Annotated in this window: 26 protein-coding genes and 1 pseudogene; 18 read left to right on the top strand and 9 right to left on the bottom strand. The window is 48.8% G+C overall.

The window, feature by feature from the left end; translation table 11 throughout:
• Window positions 1–64 precede the first annotated feature (64 nt).
• Entirely contained in the window at window positions 65–799 is a 735-nt protein-coding gene (locus tag AC2YIT_RS16970; protein WP_487279932.1) for a metallophosphoesterase family protein, read from the top strand.
• Window positions 800–859: 60 nt separating this feature from the next.
• Here AC2YIT_RS16970 and AC2YIT_RS16965 read toward each other — a convergent pair whose 3' ends face one another.
• Window positions 860–1,111 (bottom strand): hypothetical protein, encoded by a 252-nt coding sequence (locus tag AC2YIT_RS16965; protein ID WP_487279931.1) that lies wholly within the window; start codon window positions 1,109–1,111, stop codon window positions 860–862.
• Window positions 1,112–1,687: 576 nt separating this feature from the next.
• Between AC2YIT_RS16965 and AC2YIT_RS16960 the strand changes: the two genes are divergently transcribed.
• Window positions 1,688–2,527, top strand: a complete 840-nt coding sequence (locus AC2YIT_RS16960; RefSeq protein WP_487279930.1) for a DUF6597 domain-containing transcriptional factor — start codon at window positions 1,688–1,690, stop codon at window positions 2,525–2,527.
• A gap of 31 nt (window positions 2,528–2,558) precedes the next feature.
• Entirely contained in the window at window positions 2,559–3,173 is a 615-nt protein-coding gene (locus AC2YIT_RS16955) for a diheme cytochrome c-553 (protein ID WP_487279929.1), read from the top strand.
• A gap of 5 nt (window positions 3,174–3,178) precedes the next feature.
• On the opposite strand, the gene AC2YIT_RS16950 is transcribed toward AC2YIT_RS16955, so the two are convergent.
• Entirely contained in the window at window positions 3,179–3,475 is a 297-nt protein-coding gene (locus AC2YIT_RS16950; protein ID WP_430848912.1) for a DUF1330 domain-containing protein, read from the bottom strand.
• A gap of 177 nt (window positions 3,476–3,652) precedes the next feature.
• Here AC2YIT_RS16950 and AC2YIT_RS16945 point away from each other — a divergent pair, with 177 nt between their 5' ends.
• The 3 genes from AC2YIT_RS16945 (at window position 3,653) to AC2YIT_RS16935 (ending at window position 5,628) form a co-directional block, all read left to right on the top strand.
• Entirely contained in the window at window positions 3,653–4,321 is a 669-nt protein-coding gene (locus tag AC2YIT_RS16945) for a T9SS type A sorting domain-containing protein (RefSeq protein WP_487279928.1), read from the top strand.
• A 150-nt stretch (window positions 4,322–4,471) separates the two neighbouring features.
• A complete protein-coding gene (locus tag AC2YIT_RS16940; protein ID WP_430848908.1) occupies window positions 4,472–4,846 on the top strand; it encodes a ribosomal maturation YjgA family protein in 375 nt (124 codons plus the stop codon).
• Window positions 4,843–5,628, top strand: a complete 786-nt coding sequence (locus AC2YIT_RS16935; RefSeq protein ID WP_487279927.1) for an oxygenase MpaB family protein — start codon at window positions 4,843–4,845, stop codon at window positions 5,626–5,628. The genes AC2YIT_RS16940 and AC2YIT_RS16935 overlap by 4 nt, the downstream gene beginning before the upstream one ends.
• Here the strand turns inward: AC2YIT_RS16935 and AC2YIT_RS16930 are convergent.
• Entirely contained in the window at window positions 5,608–8,835 is a 3,228-nt protein-coding gene (locus tag AC2YIT_RS16930; RefSeq protein WP_487279926.1) for an error-prone DNA polymerase, read from the bottom strand. The two genes, AC2YIT_RS16935 and AC2YIT_RS16930, sit on opposite strands and share 21 nt — an antisense overlap.
• A gap of 35 nt (window positions 8,836–8,870) precedes the next feature.
• Window positions 8,871–10,382 carry a Y-family DNA polymerase gene (locus tag AC2YIT_RS16925; RefSeq protein ID WP_487279925.1) on the bottom strand — a complete coding sequence of 504 codons (1,512 nt, stop codon included), beginning with the start codon at window positions 10,380–10,382 and terminating at the stop codon, window positions 8,871–8,873.
• 147 nt (window positions 10,383–10,529) lie between these two features.
• Here AC2YIT_RS16925 and dinD point away from each other — a divergent pair.
• From dinD to AC2YIT_RS16890, 7 genes and pseudogenes are all read left to right on the top strand, one after another.
• Window positions 10,530–11,356 (top strand): annotated as a pseudogene (gene dinD / locus AC2YIT_RS16920) (DNA damage-inducible protein D).
• Between the two features lie 103 nt (window positions 11,357–11,459).
• Window positions 11,460–11,801, top strand: a complete 342-nt coding sequence (locus tag AC2YIT_RS16915) for an ArsR/SmtB family transcription factor (RefSeq protein WP_487279924.1) — start codon at window positions 11,460–11,462, stop codon at window positions 11,799–11,801.
• Between the two features lies 1 nt (window position 11,802).
• Window positions 11,803–12,312: an SRPBCC family protein gene (locus AC2YIT_RS16910; RefSeq protein WP_487279923.1), complete on the top strand. Its 510-nt coding sequence runs from the start codon at window positions 11,803–11,805 to the stop codon at window positions 12,310–12,312.
• A gap of 166 nt (window positions 12,313–12,478) precedes the next feature.
• The gene (locus AC2YIT_RS16905) at window positions 12,479–13,084 is read left to right on the top strand and encodes a hypothetical protein (RefSeq protein ID WP_487279922.1); all 606 of its coding nucleotides are present in this window, start codon (window positions 12,479–12,481) and stop codon (window positions 13,082–13,084) included.
• A 4-nt stretch (window positions 13,085–13,088) separates the two neighbouring features.
• Complete coding sequence (locus AC2YIT_RS16900) at window positions 13,089–13,691, top strand: hypothetical protein (protein WP_430848892.1); 603 nt, start codon at window positions 13,089–13,091, stop codon at window positions 13,689–13,691.
• Window positions 13,691–14,089 (top strand): VOC family protein, encoded by a 399-nt coding sequence (locus AC2YIT_RS16895; protein WP_487279921.1) that lies wholly within the window; start codon window positions 13,691–13,693, stop codon window positions 14,087–14,089. Before AC2YIT_RS16900 ends, AC2YIT_RS16895 begins: the two co-directional genes overlap by 1 nt.
• A 31-nt stretch (window positions 14,090–14,120) precedes the next feature.
• On the top strand, window positions 14,121–14,993 hold the full coding sequence (locus tag AC2YIT_RS16890) for a CE1 family esterase (RefSeq protein ID WP_487279920.1): 873 nt from the start codon (window positions 14,121–14,123) through the stop codon (window positions 14,991–14,993).
• A gap of 13 nt (window positions 14,994–15,006) precedes the next feature.
• Here AC2YIT_RS16890 and AC2YIT_RS16885 read toward each other — a convergent pair whose 3' ends face one another.
• The 3 genes from AC2YIT_RS16885 to AC2YIT_RS16875 form a co-directional block, all read right to left on the bottom strand.
• Window positions 15,007–16,731: a serine hydrolase domain-containing protein gene (locus tag AC2YIT_RS16885; RefSeq protein WP_487279919.1), complete on the bottom strand. Its 1,725-nt coding sequence runs from the start codon at window positions 16,729–16,731 to the stop codon at window positions 15,007–15,009.
• Window positions 16,732–16,839: 108 nt separating this feature from the next.
• Window positions 16,840–17,061 (bottom strand): hypothetical protein, encoded by a 222-nt coding sequence (locus tag AC2YIT_RS16880; protein ID WP_487279918.1) that lies wholly within the window; start codon window positions 17,059–17,061, stop codon window positions 16,840–16,842.
• A gap of 81 nt (window positions 17,062–17,142) precedes the next feature.
• On the bottom strand, window positions 17,143–17,904 hold the full coding sequence (locus tag AC2YIT_RS16875) for an ImuA family protein (protein WP_487279917.1): 762 nt from the start codon (window positions 17,902–17,904) through the stop codon (window positions 17,143–17,145).
• 210 nt (window positions 17,905–18,114) lie between these two features.
• On the opposite strand from AC2YIT_RS16875, the gene AC2YIT_RS16870 reads away from it, so the two are divergent.
• Window positions 18,115–18,621 (top strand): DinB family protein, encoded by a 507-nt coding sequence (locus AC2YIT_RS16870; protein WP_430848880.1) that lies wholly within the window; start codon window positions 18,115–18,117, stop codon window positions 18,619–18,621.
• 77 nt (window positions 18,622–18,698) lie between these two features.
• Complete coding sequence (locus AC2YIT_RS16865; protein ID WP_430848878.1) at window positions 18,699–19,112, top strand: hypothetical protein; 414 nt, start codon at window positions 18,699–18,701, stop codon at window positions 19,110–19,112.
• Window positions 19,113–19,165: 53 nt separating this feature from the next.
• Here AC2YIT_RS16865 and AC2YIT_RS16860 read toward each other — a convergent pair whose 3' ends face one another.
• A complete protein-coding gene (locus AC2YIT_RS16860; protein ID WP_430848876.1) occupies window positions 19,166–19,573 on the bottom strand; it encodes a VOC family protein in 408 nt (135 codons plus the stop codon).
• A 119-nt stretch (window positions 19,574–19,692) separates the two neighbouring features.
• Window positions 19,693–20,415 (bottom strand): 3-keto-disaccharide hydrolase, encoded by a 723-nt coding sequence (locus AC2YIT_RS16855; protein WP_487279916.1) that lies wholly within the window; start codon window positions 20,413–20,415, stop codon window positions 19,693–19,695.
• A 103-nt stretch (window positions 20,416–20,518) separates the two neighbouring features.
• On the opposite strand from AC2YIT_RS16855, the gene AC2YIT_RS16850 reads away from it, so the two are divergent.
• The 3 genes from AC2YIT_RS16850 to AC2YIT_RS16840 all read left to right on the top strand — a co-directional run bounded on the left by AC2YIT_RS16850 (window position 20,519) and on the right by AC2YIT_RS16840 (window position 23,282).
• Entirely contained in the window at window positions 20,519–21,607 is a 1,089-nt protein-coding gene (locus AC2YIT_RS16850; protein WP_487279915.1) for a sensor histidine kinase, read from the top strand.
• Window positions 21,604–22,347: a LytR/AlgR family response regulator transcription factor gene (locus AC2YIT_RS16845; protein WP_487279914.1), complete on the top strand. Its 744-nt coding sequence runs from the start codon at window positions 21,604–21,606 to the stop codon at window positions 22,345–22,347. The genes AC2YIT_RS16850 and AC2YIT_RS16845 overlap by 4 nt, the downstream gene beginning before the upstream one ends.
• A gap of 125 nt (window positions 22,348–22,472) precedes the next feature.
• Window positions 22,473–23,282: a hypothetical protein gene (locus AC2YIT_RS16840; protein WP_487279913.1), complete on the top strand. Its 810-nt coding sequence runs from the start codon at window positions 22,473–22,475 to the stop codon at window positions 23,280–23,282.
• Window positions 23,283–23,312 lie beyond the last annotated feature (30 nt).

Below are 23,312 nucleotides of genomic sequence, written 5' to 3'. Positions count from 1 at the left end.
ACCCGATTGGATCAGTTATTGCAGCGATTTTCTGACGAAATTTGAATTAAATAAAACAATGGCTATGGAACGGATTGCGCAAATAACAGACATTCATTTAATGGAAGAATGGTCGGCCAGGCATGGGGCCGACACGGATTCGAATCTGAAACTGATTTTGCAGGATGTCGGTGCGCGTGGGATCAGAGATGTGATTTTTACGGGTGATATCGGGCATTCGGATGCTTATCAGCGCTTTTTCGCTTTGCTCAAAGACTTCCACTTTACGGTCATACCCGGCAACCACGACACGTTTGCGGGCATTAAACCGCATTATTTCCCGGAGTACCTGAAAACGAAAGCCGAAATGTTTCATGCCACGGAGGAGGAATATTTTAAATATATTTTTCTGGATTCTTCGTCCGATTCCATCAGTGAAATTCAGTTGCGATGGCTGGAAAATGAACTGGTTACGACAAAGCATGTGCTGCTTTTTATTCATCACCCTGTGTTGCAGGTTATTACCGCAGTAGATTTTAAATACCCATTATTAAACCGCGACGCAGTGAAGGACGTGCTCGTACGGAGCGGGCGCGAGGTCACTGTTTTTTGCGGGCATTATCATACCGATGATTTTACCAAAGAAGAGAATATTACGCAATACGTAACTCCCGCAGCGTCCGTGCAGATGGAGAAGAACCCGCTGGAAATTGTAATCCACAGCCGGTATTACGGCTATCGCATTATAGAGCTGGAAGGCCGGAAGGTCAGCACGCACGTGGTGCTGAACCATGGAAAAGGATTTGATGTGGTTAATTAAAGCAAAGGACCACGATCCTGAGACCGCGGCCCTTGCATTCGCCTGCGTTTGCGTTGCTCCCTATGCCTTCGCATGCGAAGATTGGCGTTGGTAACGTTTCAGCATGCGGAGGAAACGTACCATCAAGAAACTGTTGTCAAGCGCATTGGCCATGTTTTGTAAACCCAAATTCCACTCGCTTGTAGGGCGGAGGTAGTGATGCAGCATATCAATGTAAAGCATTTCCACTTCCTCGATGTCAATATCGTTACTCAGCAAATCGTGGATAATATCCTGTGCGCTTTGCGCTGACTCTGTTTGTTGATACTGCATAATGACTGTTAAAGATCGTTATGCGCAGCAAAGAACGGTGCCGCACCTGCCGTTGCTCACCTCATCATTAAGGAATGGACCAGAACCATTACGACTACGGCACCGTTCTCTGGTGCGATAAAAAATCTGACAGCCATTTGAAATGCCTGGGACAGTATGTCATAAAATTCTAAGTCCGATAATGATGATTTGAGCGTCACAAACTTATAGGCATTAACTGCTGCTTGCAACTGTTCTACACGCCCAAAACACTATAACATATCAAGTGGCTGGTATTGATGAGCCTGCGTTATGTAGCCTTGTGCAGACCTGCAGAGGTGTGCACATACGAGTGGCAGTTTCGGGGGCGCTGGGGTGTTTGGGCAGCTTCTCGGGTGCCCCGGGACTGAAGGCCCGGGTTGAAAAATCAGTCGTGCCTCCGGCACTTGGCGGTTTTTAACACCGCTTACTAACTCCAACCCTCAATAATGCATTGGTTTTTAGGTAATTCGCAGTCGGATGTCGCTTTTTTACAATACAGGTTTCTCGAATACCCCTAGTTTTGTAGTGTCAATGTAAAAGCCCTTTTCGCAAACGATGAGCTCAGGTTATCAGGAATTTAAACCATCTGCCGAATTACAGCCCTATGTCGAGTGCTACTGGCTACACCGGTTCGAAACGGTGGGCGAGCGCGAGTCGCCGGTGCAGCGCTGCATGCCGTTCGGGACGTTGGAGTTGATCCTTCACCTGGATGATAACCGATGCAATGCGCTTTTCGACGGGCAATGGGAGAAGTTGCCGCCCGCGTTTCTGGTAGGGTTGTACCGCGATGCCGTGCAGTGGAAAACGGTCGGGTCGTGCAGGAAGTTCGGGATACGGCTGCGGCCTGAAAGCGCGCTGGAATTGTTCCGGATACCGATCGCGCCGCTATTCAACCAGTTTACCGATGTTGAGAGCTGTTTCGGAAGTGAGATAAACCGGCTTGTAGATGACGTATATGGTATACAGAACGTAGAAGAGGTTGTGCGCATTACGGAGATGTTCCTGTTCGGACTTTTGAAAAATACCCGCTCGAAAGAGCACCCTATTTCACAAGCGACGCGGCTGATCCGTCAAACGCAAGGTCGGTTGTCTATCGACGCGCTGAGCGGGAATTTATACATCAGCAAACGGCAATTGGAAAGGATTTTTAAAGACCACTACGGTACGACGCCTAAGATGTATCAGCGTATTATCCGGTTCAGGAGCGCGTATGAGTCGTTTTCCAGTATGTCGTCGACGCCCAACTGGGCCGAGGTTTCGTACAAATTCGGTTATTCCGACCAGGCGCATTTTATCCGTGATTTCAAAGAATTTACCCAGGAAGTACCAACTAATATATTTCAAGACCAACACCAGTATTTCAGGTTGCCCGACAAACATGTGCGGTTCGCCTGATCCCAGTTTTTAACTTTAAAATCTATTTACCATGAAACTTGTTTATTTGGCTGCTTCGGCGGCCGTATGGTCCGTTTGTGCGTTTACAAACCAGCCCGAAGGGCCCAAAGGCGTGATGCTTGCTCCTGTGGAAACGGTGTCGAAGCCTTCCGAAACCGTTGCCGATTCGAAAGACGACGCTGTGAAAAGAGGGCAGTACCTCGTCACCATTATGGGGTGCGCGGATTGTCATGCTCCCAAGAAAATGACGGCGCAAGGCCCGGCACCGGATATGGACCGCTTTTTGTCGGGGCACAACAGCTCCCAGCCGCTGGGTACTTTTGATAAAAGCATCCTCAAAACCGGCGAATGGGTGGTGTTTAACGGCCAAAGCACTGCCTTCGCAGGCCCGTGGGGAATGTCGTTCGCCGCGAACCTGACGCCCGACGAAACCGGGATCGGTAACTGGTCGTTCGAGCAGTTCAATACCGCCATGCGTAAAGGGAAGTTCAAAGGCCTTGAAAACAGCCGCCCACTCATGCCGCCTATGCCGTGGTTCAACTATGTGAATATGGCTGACGGCGATATGCGAGCGATTTTCGCATACCTGAAATCCATCAAACCGGTTTCCAACGTAGTACCATCGTACATTCCGCCGGCGCCCTGAGTGCGTTACGGCTGTTTGACGGTCATCACTTTTAGTACCGAATCCTCTTTTAAATAGAGATATTGTTCGCGGGTCTGGTCGGCCATGTAGGCAGCCAGGTCCGCCTCTGATTCGAAACTCACCAAATGTACTTCATAAGGCGCTTCCAGCTCGCCTTCGATCAACTGCTCCGGGCTTGTACGCAGCCTCAGGAGCAGTTTTCCGTTGTATTGCGGTATCAGCGGCAGCACCAGCGACTCGAATTGCTGGAAAATGTCCTCCTTACCTTCTTTGACATAGACAAATTGTGTGATCGTTACCATGGTCGTCCGGTTGTTTTATCCCCAATCTCGAAAAGAATTTACATTCGCTGCAACTTTCATATTTGAAACATCCTCTTTGAAACAAATTGATGGCCATCAATCAACGGAATGGGAAAGCTCTTCCCATTGAGTACTTTTTGTGTTTTTGTTCAAAAAATATTCCACCCCTTGATAGCCATGAAAACGAAAAGAATCCACCTTGCCCTTTTGCTGGCATCCACCTTATGGCTGGCCAGCTTTGTACCGGCCGCCGGCCAGTTCGCCGCCAGGCAGCCCTACGTAGAATCCGATAAAGGGTACTGGCAAGTCCACACGGATCCCAATTCCCGCAACACCATAGTGCAGTTTTTCGACGGCAGTAACCAATTGTTGTACCAGGAGTCGATGGCGCGCAAGTATGTTAAACTGTCGCGGCGGAATGTCAGGCTTTTTGATGATTTGCTGGCCAAATTGATGGCGCGCGAATTGTTGTCCGAAAAAGTGAAAGCCTACGATATCGTCGCCGACAGCCGGACGGATTACCGCGGCGCCTCGGAACCGGAATGGGCTGCGCCGAGTGTGAACCTGAAAACGGCCATGTCGAATGTATATGTGGTGCAAAACGGAAAAATGAAAGTCATTCTCAAAAATCCGGCACAGGAATCGTACGATATCCGCATTGTCGACAACGAACTGCGCACGATTTACCGTGAACAGGTTAAAGATCCCAGTTACGGACGTTGGTTTGATGTGTCGAAACTCGCTGCGGGGACATACAGCGTGTATATCGCCAGCCCGAGGAAGAAATTGAATTACAAGCTGGTTGTCGACGATTTCCTGGGTTACCGGCTTGAAGATTTAAAATGATGTTGTAGTCAGATTTGTGAATCGTAAAACGGCCTCCGATTTCCGGAGGCTGTTTTTTTGAGGGGAAAGAACAGGGATTTTATGGATGCATATTGCTTTTGATGAAAGCAATAAGTTACTTTGCAACACAAAGTACTTTTATTTTTGTGAATGAATAGACTGTATTATCTGATCGCGGCTCTGGTAGTCTTCCTCCTCGAAGTTTGGATTGCCTTGTATGTGCACGACGATTTCATAAGACCGTGGGGAGGGGATGTATTGGTGGTAGTATTGCTGTATTGCCTTGTGAGCGGTGTTACCCGATTGAATGTACTGTCGGCGGCATTGGCGGTTTTGGTATTTGCATGCTTTATCGAAACGCTGCAATACCTGCAAATCGTCAGGATACTCGGTTTGGAAGGCAATGCATTTGCCCGGACGATCATCGGTACAACCTTTTCATGGTCGGATATCGTTGCTTATACTTTGGGTATTGTGTTGGTAGTGGGAGTGGAAGTGGTTATGAACAAAAGGCAGGCGGTATGAAATGGTTTGTGAAAGAAGGTTCGATCGTGCGGGAAATCTGGGGGAAGGCGGATACGATATTATTCATTTTTGCAGGGGCGTCGGCCGAATTTGCGCTTAATAAGTCGGTAGACTGGCTTTATTTTACAGGAAGGCTTCCCGCGGATCCGCTGGGAAGGCTGTTTTCGACCGTAGGTTACGCGAGGCAGATCGTGTTCTCTGAATATGATGACGCCATGCGGGCCATCCGCCAGATCGCGGCGATTCACCAGGGCGTAGAGCGGAGCCGTAATGCCCGCATCCCCGACAGCGCCTACCGCGACGTGCTTTTTATGCTTATCGACTATTCAATCCGCTCTTTCGAGCTGCTGGAAAGGAAACTGACGGTAGCCGAAAAGGAGGAATTGTTCACCGTTTTTCACACGGTGGGCGAGGGTATGGGCGTGCCCGGGCTACCCGCGAGCCTGCGGGCGTGGGAGCGGATGCGCGCGGAGCATTTGCAGGAAAACCTCGTCAAAAGCTATTTTACCATTGATCTTTATAAACAATACCGGAAACATCTTGGCTGGTACCGGTACCATTTGCTACGGAATGTGCAAATGCAGCTCGTGCCCGAACGCGTGAATGCATTGCTCGGCCTGGGGCAAGGCTGGCTCGTGGATCTGCTGCTGCCCATTTACAAATTCAGCCGGCAATTGGGTGTCGGTACATTTTTGCGTAATATGCTCCTGCCGGAAAACTACAAAACGCAGGTTATTGACCTCGATATGGCAGTCCAACGATCACCTGAAATCCCTGGATGACGGGAAGATTTCCGCCTGGACATTTTTGCGTGGCTGTAACTTTCGCACCTTGGCCTGCGATTCGTACTCATCTTTTTCATCGGCCCGTGATAATGTGAGGACATCGGGCTCCTCGTTTGCCGCAAGATTTCGCAGTAGCCCGGATGCATTGATGCATTTGCTTACCACCACATGTATAACAGAACTCTCCTTTTGCACCTTACCCTCGACCATCAGCAATTTGGAGCGTAGCACTTCCTTGCGGTAGGTATCAAACATGTTTTGAAAAACGACCAGGTTTGCGGTGCCGGTTTCGTCTTCCACAGTGATAAAACAAATACCGCTGGCTGTCCCGGGCCGCTGCCGCACCAGTACCAGGCCCGCCACTTTCACGATTTTACCATCGTTGATATTTTCCAGTTCCTTGCTGGTAACCGCGCCAAGCGCATTCAACTGCTCGCGTACAAAGCTGACGGGGTGTTGTTTCAACGAAAGTGACGTGGCGGCATAATCATGGATTACGTGCTCGGAGAGCGTCATTTGCGGCAATTGCACATCTTCCTCACTGTCGCTGGCCGATGGTTGCCCTTTGAAAAGGCCGATCGGCCGGTCGGCCAACGCGGAGGCTTCCCAAAATGCCTGGCGACGGTCGAAACCGATTGACCGGAATGCGTCGGCATCCGCCAGTTTTTCCAACGCGGTATGCGAAATCCCGGCTTCGAGCAATTGGTGAATGTGGGTAAACGGCGTGGTACGAGCGGCGATCAGGATTTGCATTTCTTCCTCCTTCAAACCTTTTACCTGTCGGAAGCCCAGCCTTAAAGCACATCGTTCGCCGGGAATGTTTTCAAGGGTATTATCCCAAAAGGAGTGATTAATGTCGATCTCCCTTACTTTCACCTTATGATTCCGCGCATCGATCACGATTTGTGCCGGCCGGTAAAAGCCCATAGGCTGGCTATTGAGCAGCGCCGCTGCAAAGACATCGGGATAGTGGCATTTGATCCACGAAGAAACGTAGACAAGCAATGCAAAACTGGCCGCATGGCTTTCCGGGAAACCGTAGCTTCCGAAGCCTTCGAGCTGTTTGAAAATGCGCTCGGCGAAGTCTTTTTCGTAGCCGTTATCCACCATGCCATTGATTAGCTTGTCCTTTAATTTAGTAACAATACCTTTGGATTTGAAGGTTGCCATGCTTCTTCTTAAATCATCTGCTTCCGAAGGTGTAAAGCCTGCTGCTACGATTGCAATCTTCATCGCATGCTCTTGAAAAAGCGGTATACCTAATGTCTTTTTTAAAATATCTTCCAGTTCTTTTTTTGGATAGGTAACTTTCTCCTCGTCGTTCCGTCGGCGTAAATAGGGATGGACCATATCACCTTGAATCGGGCCGGGGCGTACAATGGCAACTTCAATTACCAAATCATAAAACACCTTAGGTTTGAGTCTAGGTAGCATAGATTGCTGTGCCCGGCTTTCGATTTGAAAAACGCCGATTGTATCTGCTTTGCAAATCATATCATAAACCGCAGGGTCCTCCGGAGGGATATTGGCAAGGGTATAGTCTTTATTATAATGCATTTTAAGCAAATCAAATGCTTTGCGTATGCATGTAAGCATGCCTAGTGCAAGCACATCTATTTTCAGAAAACCCAGTGCATCAATGTCATCCTTATTCCACTCAATGCAAGTGCGGTCTTCCATTCTAGCGTTAAGGATAGGGCAGAGATCCGAAAGTTTGCCTTGTGTAATCACAAAACCACCTGTATGCTGGCCTAGTTGACGCGGAAAGCCCATATACTGTTTTGTCAAGTCGAGAACTTTGATCAAATGAGGATCATTAGGATTGAAACCGTGCTCAGCTATAAGTTTGCCGTCGAACCATTCATCTGTAAACAACTCCCACAATGAGCTCGAAAGCTTATTAATTGCGTCCATGGACATTCCCATAGCTTTGGCAACATCTCGCACGGCGCCTTTTTGATGTACCTGTGTAACTGTTGCTACAATGCCCGCCCGATCTCGGCCATATTTGTTATAAATGTATTGCATCACTTCTTCCCTTCGTTCGTGTTCGAAATCGACATCAATGTCGGGAGGCTCGTTTCGCGCAGAGGAAATAAAACGTTCGAAAAGCAGATCAATCTTAGTTGGGTTTACAGCCGTAATACCGAGGCAATAACATATCACAGAGTTGGCGGCAGAACCCCGGCCTTGACAAAGTATTTTTTGCTCGTTGGCAAAACGTACAATATCATACACCGTAAGAAAATACGAAGCATAATCCATTTCTTCTATGAATTTGAACTCATATAAGATTGTATCGCGAACCTTTTCAGGAATTCCTTCCGGATATCGGTTATGAGCTCCGATCCATGTCAGATGTTTCAGTTCTTCCAATGGCGTCCTACCTTCCGTAGCCAACTCCTCCGGATAAACATATTTTAAACTACTCAACGAAAACCGGCTGGCGTCCGCGATTTCCTGGGTGCGCTCGATGGCTTCGGGGTATTTTAGAAACAGTCGCTGCATTTCCGCGGCCGGTTTTAAATACCTTTCCGCATTTTCGTGCAACCGGTAACCGGCATTGTAAATGGTGCATTTCTCTCGCACACACGTGAGCACGTCCTGTAATTCGCGCCTTTGCAGGTTGTGGTAATGCACGTCGTTGGTGGCAACCAGCGGGATGTTAAATCGCTGGGAGAGCTGGTCGAGGCGGTAGAGCTTTTTCATATCGTCACCCTGGTAGGAGCGTATGGCGCCGAGATAGAGGTTGTTTCCAAGGGCTTCGCGGTATTCTTTCAGGTTTCGGGCGAAGGAAGGGTCAAAGTCAAAAGACTCATTTAGAGCAGATGGCGGTACTGCTATGAACTTGATGCCTTCGGCATGCTGGTATACATCGGCTTTGTAAAGGTCGCATTTGCCTTTTTCGGTGCGGAGATTTCCCTTGGTCAGCAATGCGGAAAGGCGGCTGTAAGCCTCCCGGTCGGTAGGGTAGGCAAGTAAGCTGGGGCCGTCGAGTAAATCCAGGCGGCAGGCGGGGATAATGCGGAAATCCTTGCCCTTCGCGGCCGCGTGCGCACGTACAATGCCTGCGAGCGTGTTGCGATCGGTAATGGCAATGGCTTTGTAACCCAGTTCAATGGCATGCGCTACCAGCTCCTCGGGGTGCGACCCTCCACGAAGGAAGCTGAAATTGGTCGTGACCTGTAATTCAGTGTAATTCATGATGATGAAGTGTAATTCGGTAAATAGCTTGTCGTTCAGGCAAAAAAGCCGTGAATAAACCATTCCGGGCGTTCTTTATCCTTTTCTTCGGAGTATGGACCAAGCCTGAAAACCCAGTAGCGCCGCCCTTGCTGGTCCTCCAAAGTATAATAGTCGCGGTGGAGGCCCTGTTGCAGCCACCATTCCTGCTCGATGCGTTCGGGCCCTTCCGATTTATCTATATAATGAACCTTCCCTTTGTATACAAAAAGCGTAGGTGGGTAATCGGGTACGGGGGCGGTGACTTCAATGCTTTCGGGTTTTGGAAGCAGGAAAACAGGCCTTTGCCGGTCGGTACGCCAGCTGGTATCCGGTTTTTCGCGTAGGGACATCACCGTTTTGACGGACCTTTCAGGCCAATGGTGCTCATCGGGCAAATACCGATGAACTGTTTCGGCACCTGTCCTTCCAGTGACGGCATCTAGTAATTCGGTGATAGCAGCATTTTCAAAACCGCCCGTGGTATCCCACATTGTTTTCTGGGTCATTTCCATATCCTCTATCTCAGGTGCTTCAAGCAGGAACAACTCGATCCCAAAACCGGGTGCAATGGTCTTGATTTTCAATTCAAAAAGCCTGAAAAGATGCTTGACGTGATGTGAAGCGCGGTTCGTCACAATGTCGATTTGCTGTGTTTCGCCATCCACACGGAAGCAACTCAAAACGCTTTTACGTAGCCCTTTACCTTCTTTTACGAGTCGGGTACAAAGCATTTCCAGTAGTTTTTGCAATGCGATCTCAATACCTGTGGCCGTTACAATGGGTTCCAGGCAGGGAAGCCGTTCCTGATATGGGATGACCTGCCGGATGGGTTCGATGAATTCCTGCGAGTACCCGAGTGCTTTGTTCAATTTTTCCAGTAAGTCCTCCCCGAACCGCCGGCGCAGCATTCTGGCAGGTATTTGTATGAAGCTGCTGATGGTATAAAACCCGAGCTTTTGCATTTTTTCCAGCGTTTCGGAAGGCAGGCGCAGCGCGGCCGGAGGAAGTTTCAGCAATGCATTACGTTGTTCTCCAGGTGGAATAATCGCTCCCGAGCGTCCATAATGCGCGTGCGCCCAGGCCGCTCCGATCGTATCCGCCATGGCGGCACGCATCGTGTAGCCAGCGTGGTTAAGCCTGGTAGTGAGGTCATTCATGTATACGCGTTCGCCTCCCCACAGGTACGCGCACCCGGTCACGTCCAGGATAAGGCCATCCGGTGCATTCAGCGCGACGGTCGGGGTGTAGCGCAGGCACCACTCTGCCAGGGCCTGCAATGCATGCCTCGTAACCTCCGGCTCATCGTCCAGCACCACCAGCGAAGGGAGTATAGCCCGGGCGTCTGCTACAACCATCCCGGGTTCAATGCCCAATGCCCTGGCTTCGGCACTTACCGCGGTCACTATCATCCGTCCGCGTTCAGGTGTAGCAAGCGCAAATTCAAGCCCATATAACTCCGGCCTGACCCGGATTTCATGATCCGTTGCAAGATTCGGGAACCATATGGAAATGAATCTGTCTGGCATTTAAATGTATTGTCAGTGAAGTAGTTGTGAAATATTGATATTGTAAATATCTTAAATTGGATTACAATAATATCAAAACACTTTGAAAATTGCCAGCAATTTTTTTGCTTTGTTGAAATGATTTTACACACCTAAAATTTGAATAGTATGACTTCACAACAAGCTCCCACGCTCTTCGAGCAAATCAGGAAATCCGACGAAAACGGTAACGAGTTCTGGAGTGCCAGAGATTTAGCAAAAGTGCTGGAATATACGGAGTACCGGAATTTCAAACCTGTTATTAAAAAAGCCAGAGAGGCCTGTAAACAAAGTGGTCAGCTAGTCGAAAACCATTTCGTGCATTTGCACGAAATGGTCGTAATCGGTTCAGGTGCGAGCCGAGAACTAGAAAGCGCCAGGTTATCCCGCTACGCTTGCTACCTCATTGTCCAGAATGCCGATCCGGCAAAAGAAGTAGTTGCCCTGGGGCAGACTTACTTCGCTGTACAAACCCGCTTGCAGGAAATCCGGCAAATGGAGGAATACAACCGGTTGAATACGGAGGACGAAAAACGAGTCTTTTTGCGAGGCGAACTGACCAGGAACAACCTTCTTCTCACAGAAGCCGCCAAAACGGCTGGCGTTGTCGAGCCGATCGATTATGCGATTTTCCAGAATCATGGTTACATGGGATTGTACGGCGGACTCGATGCAAAAGCAATTCGGGAAAGGAAGGGCTTGAAAAAGAGCCAGAATCTGCCTGATCACATGGGTAGTTCCGAATTAGCCGCAAATGTTTTTGAGCTACGCAGACCGACGATAAATTGAGGAGGGAAAATATAGCTGGTAAGGATCGGGCTAATCAAACACACTTCGAGGTGGGCGCCAGGGTGCGCCAAGCGATTCAGGAGTTGGGCGGTACTATGCCTGAAAACCTTCCACCGGCCGAGAATATCAGGAAGATCGATAAGGCATCTCGAAAACGGCTCAGATAGTCAGATTTCCATTGATTGTAGAAGTTTTGGAAAAAATTCTGCTCCTGAAAATTGTGTAAGTAAATACTTACATTTACTATTGTGTAAGTAAATACTTACGTATATGTCCGTTGAAGCAAGAAGAGATGTTTTTCAGGCGATTGCAGATCCTACCCGCAGGCAGATTATTAACCTGATCGCCTATCAATCCATGAACCTTAATGCCATTGCTGAGAATTTTTCGATCAGCAGACCGGCTGTTTCGCAGCACATTAAGATCTTAATGGAATGCGGGATGGTGATGGTGAGGCAGGAAGGGCGGGAGCGGTATTGCGAGGCGAAGCTGGATGCTCTAAAGGAAGTGTCTACCTGGGTCGATCAGTACCGGCAGTTCTGGAACACGCAGTTGGATTCCCTCGATCATTATCTGAACCGCATTCAAAACAACAATCAATCCGATCAATAAGATGGAAAATCAGGTAACTCCAAAGGCGGAATTAAAAATCGTACGCCAATTCAAAGCGCCGCAGCCCTTAGTTTATAACGCATTCGCTTCCAGGGAGTCGTTTGCAGCATGGTGGGGGCCGGCAGGTTCTACAATCACCGTGTTAAGTTTCGACTTTCGTGAAGGCGGAAGAACTCATTATAAACTCGATAACAATGGGCTGCTTATGTGGGCGCTTTTCCGTTATCAGAGAATCCAACAGCCGGATTCCATAGAATTTCTGAGCTCTTTCACTGATCCGGAGGGTAATATCAGTTCGTCGCCATTTCCGATCGATTTCCCATTGGAGGTGTATAACCGTATTACTTTAAGTGAAGCCAATGGCATTACTACGTTGACTCTTTACGCGAAGCCTGTAAATGCAACACCCGGACAAGAAAAGACATTTGCGGATCTCAATGCCAGTATGAACCAGGGATACGAAGGTACCTGGAGACAGTTGGATGCCTATCTCGCCAGGGTACAGGGTTAATGTATCTGCCGTTCACTCAAAATATTGTGCATCAGTGGTTTTGAAATGCGTTTGTGTTCATCTGTACATTGTGTTTGGCTGAATGACATCATAAGTTTGCAATCCGGTTTAGCGGTAAGCCGGACTTTGCATTCTTGTTTCGCACATCATTCATACACGCATGAAAATGATCATTCAATCAATTACGCTGGTGCTAGCTTTTCTTCTGTTGGCTTCGGTACAAAGTGTTGGCCAGAACAATAAGCCGGCAGTCAATTACATGGGTATTCCCGGGCCTGTAGTGTTCCAAAATAAAAGCTACCAACTGATTTGGTCTTCACATCCTGACGCTTCGCTTTACAAGCAGGAATACCTGGTGGCCGGCGACGGTTTTCCTAATTATAAATCGATGATAACCATTGATTTTGTGATTGTGGCGACCAATGTTGATCAAGCAGTACGGACTAAGCTTCGTGAATTGGAACAATTGAAAAAGACGCTGGACGTCAATTATGAAGTGATCGGCAATGCTGCCACTGGCGAGAAGATCATCGATTGCCTGCTCGGGCAGACGGCGACCGACGACGCGAAAAGTATTTATGAACACGATGTGTACCGTTTCAAAGCACTTACGGCGAAATCGGGACAAAAGGGGATATTGCTGTATGCGCTTAGTAACCGTGCTTACGGAAAGGACATTCATCCGTTTCTGACCCGGTTAAAAGCTGAACGGAAGGCGTTGATTGCCGAGGTTGCAAAGGCATCTGTCCCTGACATTACCATTAAAAAGTGACAACATGGAAAGCGAAGCTAACCGTTATGTAGGCCCGCCGACGACGCGTTACGCGTACGCAAAGGAGTTTTGGGTGGAATGTCCGAAATGTGCCAAAGCAGCGCGCGTTATCAAGACAGACCTGGTGGGGATCAGCGACGACAAGCTGGTATGCCATCATTGCAATTATTCGGAAACTGCTGACGAGCGTTTGCGTTACACGGCAACCGTCAGTCGTGCTTGCGGCCATTGCGGAGAATACATCGAAGTGAGTATTCCTAATAACAAGGAGAAGGTAGCCGAACTGAAATATTCTTGCCCTCATTGCCATGTACCCGAAGTGTATAAGCCCAATAATGTGCCCTACCGATTGAGGTATAGCCCCGAAAGGCTGACGGATCCGGTTTTTGGCCTGCCGCTTTGGTTTCAGCAAAACATCCGGGGCGATACACTTTGGGCCAGTAACAAGGAGCATTTGCTAGAAATCCGTAATTACGTGACCGCAAGGCTGCGGGAAAGGCAAACGATGCGGGTTACGACCATGGTCGAGAAGCTTCCGCAATTTATTAAAGCCGCTAAGAACCGGGAGGCGGTTTTGAAGGCTATCGAACGAATGTTGAAGAAGTAATGATGGAAACAACTACCCCAACTTTTGCTCCCGAGCTTTACATCCCGAATGGCGTGAGGGATGTCGACTTTTACATTAATGGTCTTGGCGCGGTCGAGCTCCGCCGTTTCAGCAACGACGATGGCACAATCCATGTTTCGGAGTTATCGATTAACGGTGCGGTTTTTCACTTGCATGAGGAGACGAGGAATCCTGCTTTGTTTAGCCCATCGCGTCATCAGGGATCGACGGTGACAATCGGGTTGTTCGTGGACAATGTGGATGCCTACATGGCAAGGGCAGTAGCCGCGGGGGCAAAGGTTACCTCGCCGGCGCAGGATTACGACTATGGCTACCGGCAAGGCGATGTACTGGATCCGTTTGGGCATGTGTGGATGTTTGAAAGCAGGATTATGTAACTTGCATGAACAAAATTCAATGCCATCGTCTATGTTCAAGCAGTTACTTTCCGCATTCCTGATCCTCGTTGCGTTTTCCGCCAATGCCCAGCACATACTGGACTCATTATTCATCGACGGGCATTACCGGGTGTACGCCTATAATCCGTCCGTGAAAGTGAGGCCAGGCGCCAGCCTGGTATTCGTAATGCATGGGTCGGGCGGGGAGCCGTTGGGCTTTGCACGCCGGGGTGCGAAGCTGGAATCGCTTTCGGAATCGGAGAATGTGCTGGTGGTTTATCCGGGAGGGTATAAAAGGTATTGGAACGAATGCCGTAAGGCATCCACGGCGCTAGCGAATACACAGAATCTGAACGAGGAAGCATTTTTTGATGCGTTGATCGATCTTTTTGCATCAAAATATAAAATCAATAAAAAGCAGGTTTTTGCGACCGGCTTTTCGGGTGGAGGACATATGTCGTACAAGCTCGCACTCACAATGCCAGGCAAAATCCGGGCGGTTTCGGCGATCGTTGCCAACCTTCCTACCGATGAGAATATGGATTGTACGCCTATGAATGTACCGCTTCCGGTTATGATCACCAATGGAACGGCCGACCGGACCAATCCTTACAATGGTGGTGAGGTAACAACGCCGGGCGTCACGTTAGGAACGGTGCGGTCTACCGATCAGTCGTTTCAGTACTGGGCAAAGCTCGATGGATATACCGGTGAGCCGGTGAAATCCATCATGCCGGATGGTGATACTTCCAATAATATCACGGTGGAAAAATACACCTATCAAAAGAAAGGTAAGCCGGAGGTGACTTTGCTGAAAGTAATCAACGGAAAGCACGAGTTCGTAACGGATTTTGATATGTTTGAGGAGTCGTGGAAGTTTTTCAAGCGGCAACTAGGGAAATAATAGTTGCAGGTTGCTATTTGTTGTTTGCAGCAAAGTCGTCCGGTAGCTTCTTGAGCCATAAATTCACCACCCGGCCATTCGACATTTTGATGCCTGTGATAACGCCGGAAGGGTTTCGGACGATTTCGATATTCTGGACAAACCACCACGGTGCGTTCAGTCTATCTTTACCGACGATTTTCAGGTCGGCCTCGCCGTGATGTACGTGAATGAGCTTCAACGCGTCGCCCTTTTTGGCAATGGTGTAAATCGTTTCGAGCTCGGGACTGTAATATTGTCCGGCAAATTGAGCCGCGTCAATGGCATCCGTTTCCTGCGCGTTAACCCTCGTTCCGGGGTGATTGCCGTTTTGTTTCAGCGTGATGCGATTCACTTTACCGTCTTTTGCTTTGTGAAATACCACGGACGCCTCCACGACTTTTAGGAAAAACGTCGAATCCGACGACGGGAATATCGCCGCCGATGGCTGGCCTGTGGCTTGGGTATAGTAGCTGCTGCCGTCCCGCCAGAATTTTAATACAAATCCCGGAGCTTCGTCTAGCGAGTAAGAGCCGGCATAAGCGCGGAAGAGGGTTGAATCAAATGCATAATTTCCGGATGCAACTGGTTTGGTAGTTGAATCGGAGGGTTTGTCTTCTTTGGTAAAAGAGGATAAATACAAATCAGCCATGTCGAGGTTCTTTTTCGAAGCGTTGAACTCCGCCTGGTTGCTCAGAACGATAAATCCGTAATCTTCTTTGGGAAAATAAGTTAGTGAGGAGCGGAAACCGGCGTCGGCGCCGTCGTGGCCGTAATAGGAGAGGCCTTTGTATTTGCCGTGGAGGAGCCCGGATGCGTACGACAGCGTGTCGCCTTTGGTAAGTCGGCCGCGTTCAAGCATCTGTTTCATGATATTCGGACTGCCTACTTGAGGGTTGCGGAAATTGTTGATCCACAATGCAAGGTCATTGACGGTCGTGAAAAGGCTGGTGGCGCCGACATTGCCATAACTCAATATGCTTTTACTGAACATTGTCGGCCCGATGGCGCCGGGCGTACGGTGAAATGAATAGGCGCGTCCTTTTATAATACCTTCCTGATTATCAAAGAACTGTGTGCTTTTCATGCCTAATGGTTTGAATACATTTCGCTCCATCCAGTAGGCAAAGGGCTGTTTTGTGATACGGCTAACGGCTTCGGCAAGTAACGTGTAACCCGTATTGCAATAGGTAAAAGCACTTCCAGGTTCAAAATTCAGTTCTTTTTGCCGGGTAACGAGGTTCATCACATGCTGTTTGGTGATCACATCGTCGAGCTGCCAACCTGCCATGGCCAGCAGGTTCCACTGATCGCGGAGACCGCTGGTATGGTTGAGGAGGTGCCGAATGGTGATGGTTTTGCCAAAATCGGGAACTTCCGGAATATGTTTGCGGATATCGTCGTCGAGTGAAAGCTTACCTTGCTCAGCCAGTAGTATGATGGCGTATGCCGTGAATTGTTTGGACACCGACGCCACATGGAAAATCGTTTCAGGGCCTATTTTGGCACCCGTTTCCAGATCCGCCTCACCGAACCCTTTGGCATAAATCAGCTTGCCACCATGCACCACACCTACCGCCGCGCCAGGCATTCCGGGCTTGTTCCACTCTGCAAATAGTGAATCCGCTTTGACCGTTGTGCGCGGAGACTGGCATTCAGCGGCTTGAATGCCTGCCACTAATAGTAAAACAGGGATAAGGAGGCGTAGTGATGCTTTCATACCAGTGATTATTGATGAGCGATTGAATGTATCCCAATATAGGATATCGGTGCACAACAATGCGAACCGTTCTGGATGAAGGCGGTGATAAAAGGATAAGTGGTAAGACTAACGATCCTTCAAATCGCAATCGTTCGGTACGGTTATGATTTCCATACCTTCGAATGCATTGGGCATGTTATCGTAGAATTCGTGGTGGGCCTTTTCGTCGATAATTGTACCAATAGTGTCTGGTATTTTATCTTTGCGGATGGTCGGCGCCGGTTTTTCGCAAGTAAGTAGTGCTGCGTGGAAAACGAAGGCGAATGGAAGCATCAGGTAACTGGTCATGGCTAGTAAATTGATTTATTTAATAAATATAAAATTAAACTATATATAATATTAAATAATTTATTGATAAAAATTTACAGGCTAAGCACTTTGTGCAATGTAAACGGCAGCGGTGTCTGCCTCTTGTGGGTTATGGCCCGGAACTTCTTTCGGTAGGTATTCAAATTGCCCAGCTGCCCATTGCATATCCCATTCTCCCGGCTCTCCATTCCGGATTTTTTGCAGTTGTATACGCCAGCATGGGTGCCCCACGCCGGGCATGCCTTCTTCCAGTTGGCTGGCCATGGGGGTTACCTGCCAGCGCGATACGCAGGCAAGGGTATTTACAGCGCGTGGATTGCAGCGGTGCAGAAAACCCGTAACCCGGCTTTGTTCCACAGCCAGTTGCAGACGCCGGGACTCCGTAAAAGTGATTTCACGAAATTCCCCGACCACCGCCGTCAGCGACTCGCATTTCAACGCTTCTTCCACGGCCCAGATCACATCCTTCTCTTTGCTGAGATCAATGAAAATCACATGGTGCGGTTCTACGCCAAATGCTTTCAATGCCGCCGCGAATACCATGGGACGTATGCCGATCCACAGACATATGCCATATTCCCCCATCAATTTCCCCAGTAATGCTGCCATAAAACCTGTCGTTGCCGCGGCACTTTCAGGATCGTTGCTGATAAATTCATGTACAGCTCCGGTAGGAAAAGTATGATTGGGGAAAGAGGCATCCATAACCCCTAACCCGAAATCGATCTTCCTGGCCCCGACAGGCGCACGAAAGCCCTGCAATGCAAGAATATCTTCTTGCAACCTGTTAAACATGCCGTTTTTCAGGAGCGGGAGAGCCATAAGGAACGTTTGAGTTACTTATTGATATTTTTAATATCAATAATTGGGTTTCAAAAATAACTATTGTGAACTTGTACTGCAATAAAACGAGTTTAAATGTTTTGAAACGCGTCGGCCTATTTTGTTGGTCTACCATACAAAGCGTTATGTCGACATAGCCATTTTTTGTTGCCGGAAAGCGCGAACTTCAAGCGAGCATTAAACTAGAAAATGATGACAGAGTCTTTTGATATGTATAAAAGCCGAATTATTGGCTATGTAGGGGCACAGGAGCCAATGGAGCTGCTGGAAAGAATGCCTGATATTTTAGAAGCGTTAGTAAGGGAAACCTTGCCGGATCAATTGCATTTCAAGCCAGCGCCGGACAAGTGGTCCATTAACGAAATCGTGGCACATCTGGCTGATGACGAGTTGGTCGGAGCTTACCGCATCCGGATGATTTTGAGCGCACCGGGTACGGACATACAGGCGTTCGATCAGGCTGAATGGGCTGTGCGGGGCAAGTATGGACAAATTCCGGTTGAAGATTCGCTGGTATTATTCGCCCAATTGCGCCATACAAACCTGCAATTGTTAGGTCTGTTGGAGCCTCATCAATGGGATTATTTTGGGATTCACGCCGAAAGGGGTAAAGAAAGTATCCGTGATATTGCATTGTATTATGCAGGGCATGATATTAATCATCTGCAACAGATCCGGGCAATCCTGAATAGGTAAGGGAGAAAGAGTAACGGCTTTTAGCCATAACAACCATGGCGTGGAGAGTCGTGTCATGCGTTAAAACTGCTATTCATATGAAAAAACTCCTGGCTCTTGCCGCCATTGCATTGGCCTGTTCCGAAAAGAAAGTGGATAAACGTGATAACTGCGTGCCGGTGGAGCGGGTGACGGTTTCGGCGGATTGTTATGCGGGTACCGATGGGCTGTTGCTGACGGCCGATTCGCCTTCTTCCATAGCCCTCGATTGGGTACTGGCGCCGCTAAAGGATACTTCGGGCGCACAGACGTACCTGCCTTATTACGCGAGCACGACGTCGAATCAACTGGTGGTGCCGGATAGTATTGTGCGGAAATATCCGAAAATAGGCGTCATGTTTGTCGGCGCTTACGGATGCCCGTCGGATATGTATTTCAGCTTTGTACGCCGGATGGACGGCGATTCATGCGCCCGCTGGTATTTGCAGGAGCGCTTTTTGAAAGATGGCTAACGAAAAAGCCGGGGTTCGCGATTAACCCCGGCTTTCGAAATGCCTTGCATGGCCTATTGAGCTCGTACGTCGATCATCCAATCGATCCCGTACTTGTCTTTGAATGCACCGAAAATGTCGCCCCAGACCTGTTTCTCCATAGGAACGGTAATGGTGCCGCCTTCGCTGAGCTGCGCGAATTTGCTGCGGAGATTGGCTTCGTCGAAACCGCTGAGCGAGAGCTGGATCTTGTCACCCCCGAGCGGGCCCGGCTTTGGCGTGTCGCAACCCATAAAATCGATTTCTCCACCCATTAGCGTAGCGTGCATGATATGGTCGCGGATGGCGGCAGGGCAGCTGTTATCCACTTGCCCGAAAGTCATCATATTCAGCTCACCGCCGAAAATGCCTTTGTAAAACTCCATCGCTTCACGGCAGTTGCCTTCGAACATCAGATACGGGTGTAAAACGGCTTTTTCCATTGTGCTTAGTTATTATGGTGGTTGTATGAGTGTAGCAATCACAAATTTAACCGGGTGTGAACAATGGCTGCGGGTGCTAACAGGACAACCAAAGGGGGACAATGCGACATCATCCGATCTTACAATTTCCTTAACTTGATATTGCGGTACCAAACCGTGCTGCCCCAGTCCTGCAAGCCAATACGCCCCTTGTAATTGCCTTTGGAAATCGGCGCGGCTTTCAGTCCGCTGTTGGCAATGCGCTGTTTCCAGTCGGTGCCATTGAGGTCGTGCTCCTGCACCATAAACTCGTTTTGGTATACGGTCAGTTTGCCTTTTTTTACAATGAAATGGATCTTGTTCCATTCCCCCTGCGGGTTGCCTTCGCGGAGGCGGGCATTCGCGATACCGAAAAAGTCGCTCGCACGGTGTGTATTTTCTTTGGCACCTTCGTAAATTTTATCGTCGATCACCTGCAATTCCAGCCCGGTATCGTGCATGTTTTTGTAGGCAGGAGATTCTTGTACAAAAAAGAAAATGCCGCTGTTGGCATACTTGCTCACCTTCCATTCTGCTTTGAATTCGAAATCGCCATTCACCACCTCGTCGATCACGATGTCGCCGCCGTTTTTGGCCTTATTCCCCGCTCTTTCGGGAACATTCAGTTTAATCGCGCCATCCTCTATCAGCCAGGCCGAGCCGGGGGCCTTGCCATTGTAGGCGTGCCACCCTTTCAGGTCCTTGCCGTCGAACAGCAATTTCCAGCCTTCTTTCTTTTCTGCTGCAGTGAGGGTGTTGAGGGCCTGCGAGTAGGTGTTCAGGGAAATGAGCGCAGCGACTGCGGTAACGAAAAAACGGGTCATAGGGGCAGATTTAAGTGTTTTTGATTCATTTGAGTCTTGCAAAATACTGATAAATTTTCATGAAATTACCTTATTTTTGGGCATCCTAACTGACCTTTTAACTATGCGGCCTTATCTTTTCGGGCAAAAATGGCTGCTGGGTTTCGCCCTCGCACTGGTTTACATTCCGCTCCGAACATACATAAATGTCCCTCAGCAATATTGGCATACCATCCCGCGCAACCTGCCGCTGTTCGGACTGGAAATCGTGATCAGTACCGTTTTTTATACTGCCTGGATTTACCTGATGGACTGGTTCCTCAGAAAACAGGCCTCGCTTACCGGCACCGACAAATCACCTGCATTCAGCATCCGCGACCAGCTCATTGCGTTGATACCTGCCGTGCTGCTGGCATTTTTGTTCAATATGATCCTGGCGCGTACCTGGGGGCTGATGAGCCAATGGTGGAACCCGCTGCCGCGGCCTTCGTTGTCGGATTTCCGCGTACGCGATCTCATGTATACGCGTTGGCGGGCAGGACAGGCGCTCACGATCCTCGCGCTTATCGCCGCTTACTACCTCTGTGTGAGCAATCAGGTGCAGGAAAAGATGAAAAAACTATTGGTCGACGCCGAACGGCTTGAAAAGGAGAATATGCATGCGCGTTTTCTGGCATTAAAAAACCAGGTCAGTCCGCATTTTTTGTTCAACAACCTCAGCGTGCTGTCGTCGCTGGTAGAGTCGCGGCCGGAGCAGTCGGGGGAGTTTATACAGGAACTGTCGTCGGCATACCGCTATATTCTGGAACAATCGGAGCTGGACAAGATCAGTTTGAAGGAGGAAATGAAGTTCCTCGATACTTATATGTACCTGCTGCGGACGCGTTTCAAAGAAAAAGTCGTGCTCGATTCGGCGCTCACACCTGCGGACCAGGAGCAGTATTCGATCATTCCGCTAACCTTGCAATTGTTGGTGGAAAATGCAGTGAAGCACAATACCATGTCGTTGCTTAACCCTCTCGTAATCAGTATTAAAATTGTGGATCAAATGCTTGTAGTAAGCAATCCTTTGCAACTCAGGCAACAAGACCAGCCTACAACGCGTCTTGGGTTAAAAAATATTATCAGCCGTTACAGGTTGTTGCAGGATAAGGAGGTGGTAATCGACAAGACTGCCGCTCATTTTACGGTGAAAATACCATTACTATCATGAATGTACTGATTGTCGAGGACGAGGAACTGAGCGCCGAACGCCTGCAAAACATGATCCGTAATACAGATCCTTCCATTCGCGTGCTGAGTATCATTCCGTCGGTTTTCGAAACCCTTGCTTTTTTGCAAAACAAGGCCAATACACAGCCAGACCTCATTTTTCTCGACATTCACCTCGAAGACGACAACGGTTTCAAAATCCTGGAAAGCCAGGGGCTCATGACCCCGGTTATTTTTACAACGGCATTTGACGATTACCTTCTTCGGGCATTCAAGGTACATAGCATCGATTATCTGCTGAAACCCATTAATCCGCTCGAATTGCAGGGGGCGCTGAACAAGTTTCGCAGGATCAGGTCACACGGCCAACCAGCGGAAAAAACGATGCATTCACCGGAGAAATACAAAGACCGGTTCCTTGTAAGCGCTGGTACACGGATATTTACAATCAAAACCTCCGAAATTGCCTATTTCACGATCGAAGAACGCGCCACTTTTATGCGCCTGTACGATGGCCGGCACTTTGCGGTGGAATATAGTTTGGAAAAGCTCTCGCAAATGCTCGACCCCGCCGAGTTTTTTCGCATTAACCGCACCATGCTGTTATCGCTCCACGCGATCCGTGAAATGCATGCGATGTCGGCCGGAAAGCTGAAAATAGATTTAAATCCGGCGGCTGCGCAGGAAACTTATGTGAGTTCGGAGCGTATGACGGAGTTTAAAAACTGGCTGGGAAAATAACCTGGCGTTTACTTCTGCACTTGAAATTGCCGTTTCAGCTTCGGAAAACGGGCGTTCCGCGATTTGCATTTTCATTCCAAATGTGGCTTGACCAAATTGGGTTCAAACAGCAGGAGGTTTGTGTTATGTCAGTAATTCAATTCAACGCCCACAAGAAGTACCATGTGCTTCAAAGTAAAACCCGCGTTTGGGAAACGCACAATGATCTGACCCCGCATTATCGCATCCTATTTATCCGCAGCGGGGAGGGACATTTCAGCCTCGACGGAAAATTGCATGATTATGCCGAACACGGCGTCATTCTGCTTCGCCCCGGCCAGCATCCGATATTTCAGGAAGACAGTAGCGCCGAAATCTTCCTCATCGCATTCGATACCTGGCTTTCTGAGGATTTCTTGCATAAAAAGGAGTTCAGCCCCGATTTTGCGGATATTTACAAACAAGCCGAACACCTTTGCGACGGCCTGCGCCTTACCCAGGGCAAACCTCTGCAAAACGAGCGTGATGCCCAGACTATCACCTACCTGATCAACCAGATCCTTTTTGAAATAACGCAGCAGCCCACGTCGCATAACAAACTCATCCGCGGAAGTATCGACCTGATTGTGACCATTCTCGCGCGGAATAATTTTGAGAGTAAAAAAGTAGAAGAAGCCACTTCGAAGCAGCGCCTCGCCGGGGCGATTATCGACTACCTGCGGCAGGAATTGCATCAGAACAAGAACATCCGCGTACCCGAATTGCTTATGCGCTTCAATATTTCGGAAGACGTCGCCAATCTTTGCGTGCTTAACCAGACGGGGATGTCGCTGCGTAACTTCATTTTTAAATACAAGGCCGATCTTTTTAAAAGCAGAATGCTGAAAATCGACATTTCGGAACTCACCGGCTATCTGCAATCGGGCGGTCCGCAGACGCAGCATCAGGCTGTGTAGACTCGCGCTTTGTACGTGTGACTTATTTTA

It is taken from the genome of Dyadobacter sp. SRI_021, assembly GCF_057586235.1.
This window is presented reverse-complemented; position numbering and strand designations above follow the sequence as displayed.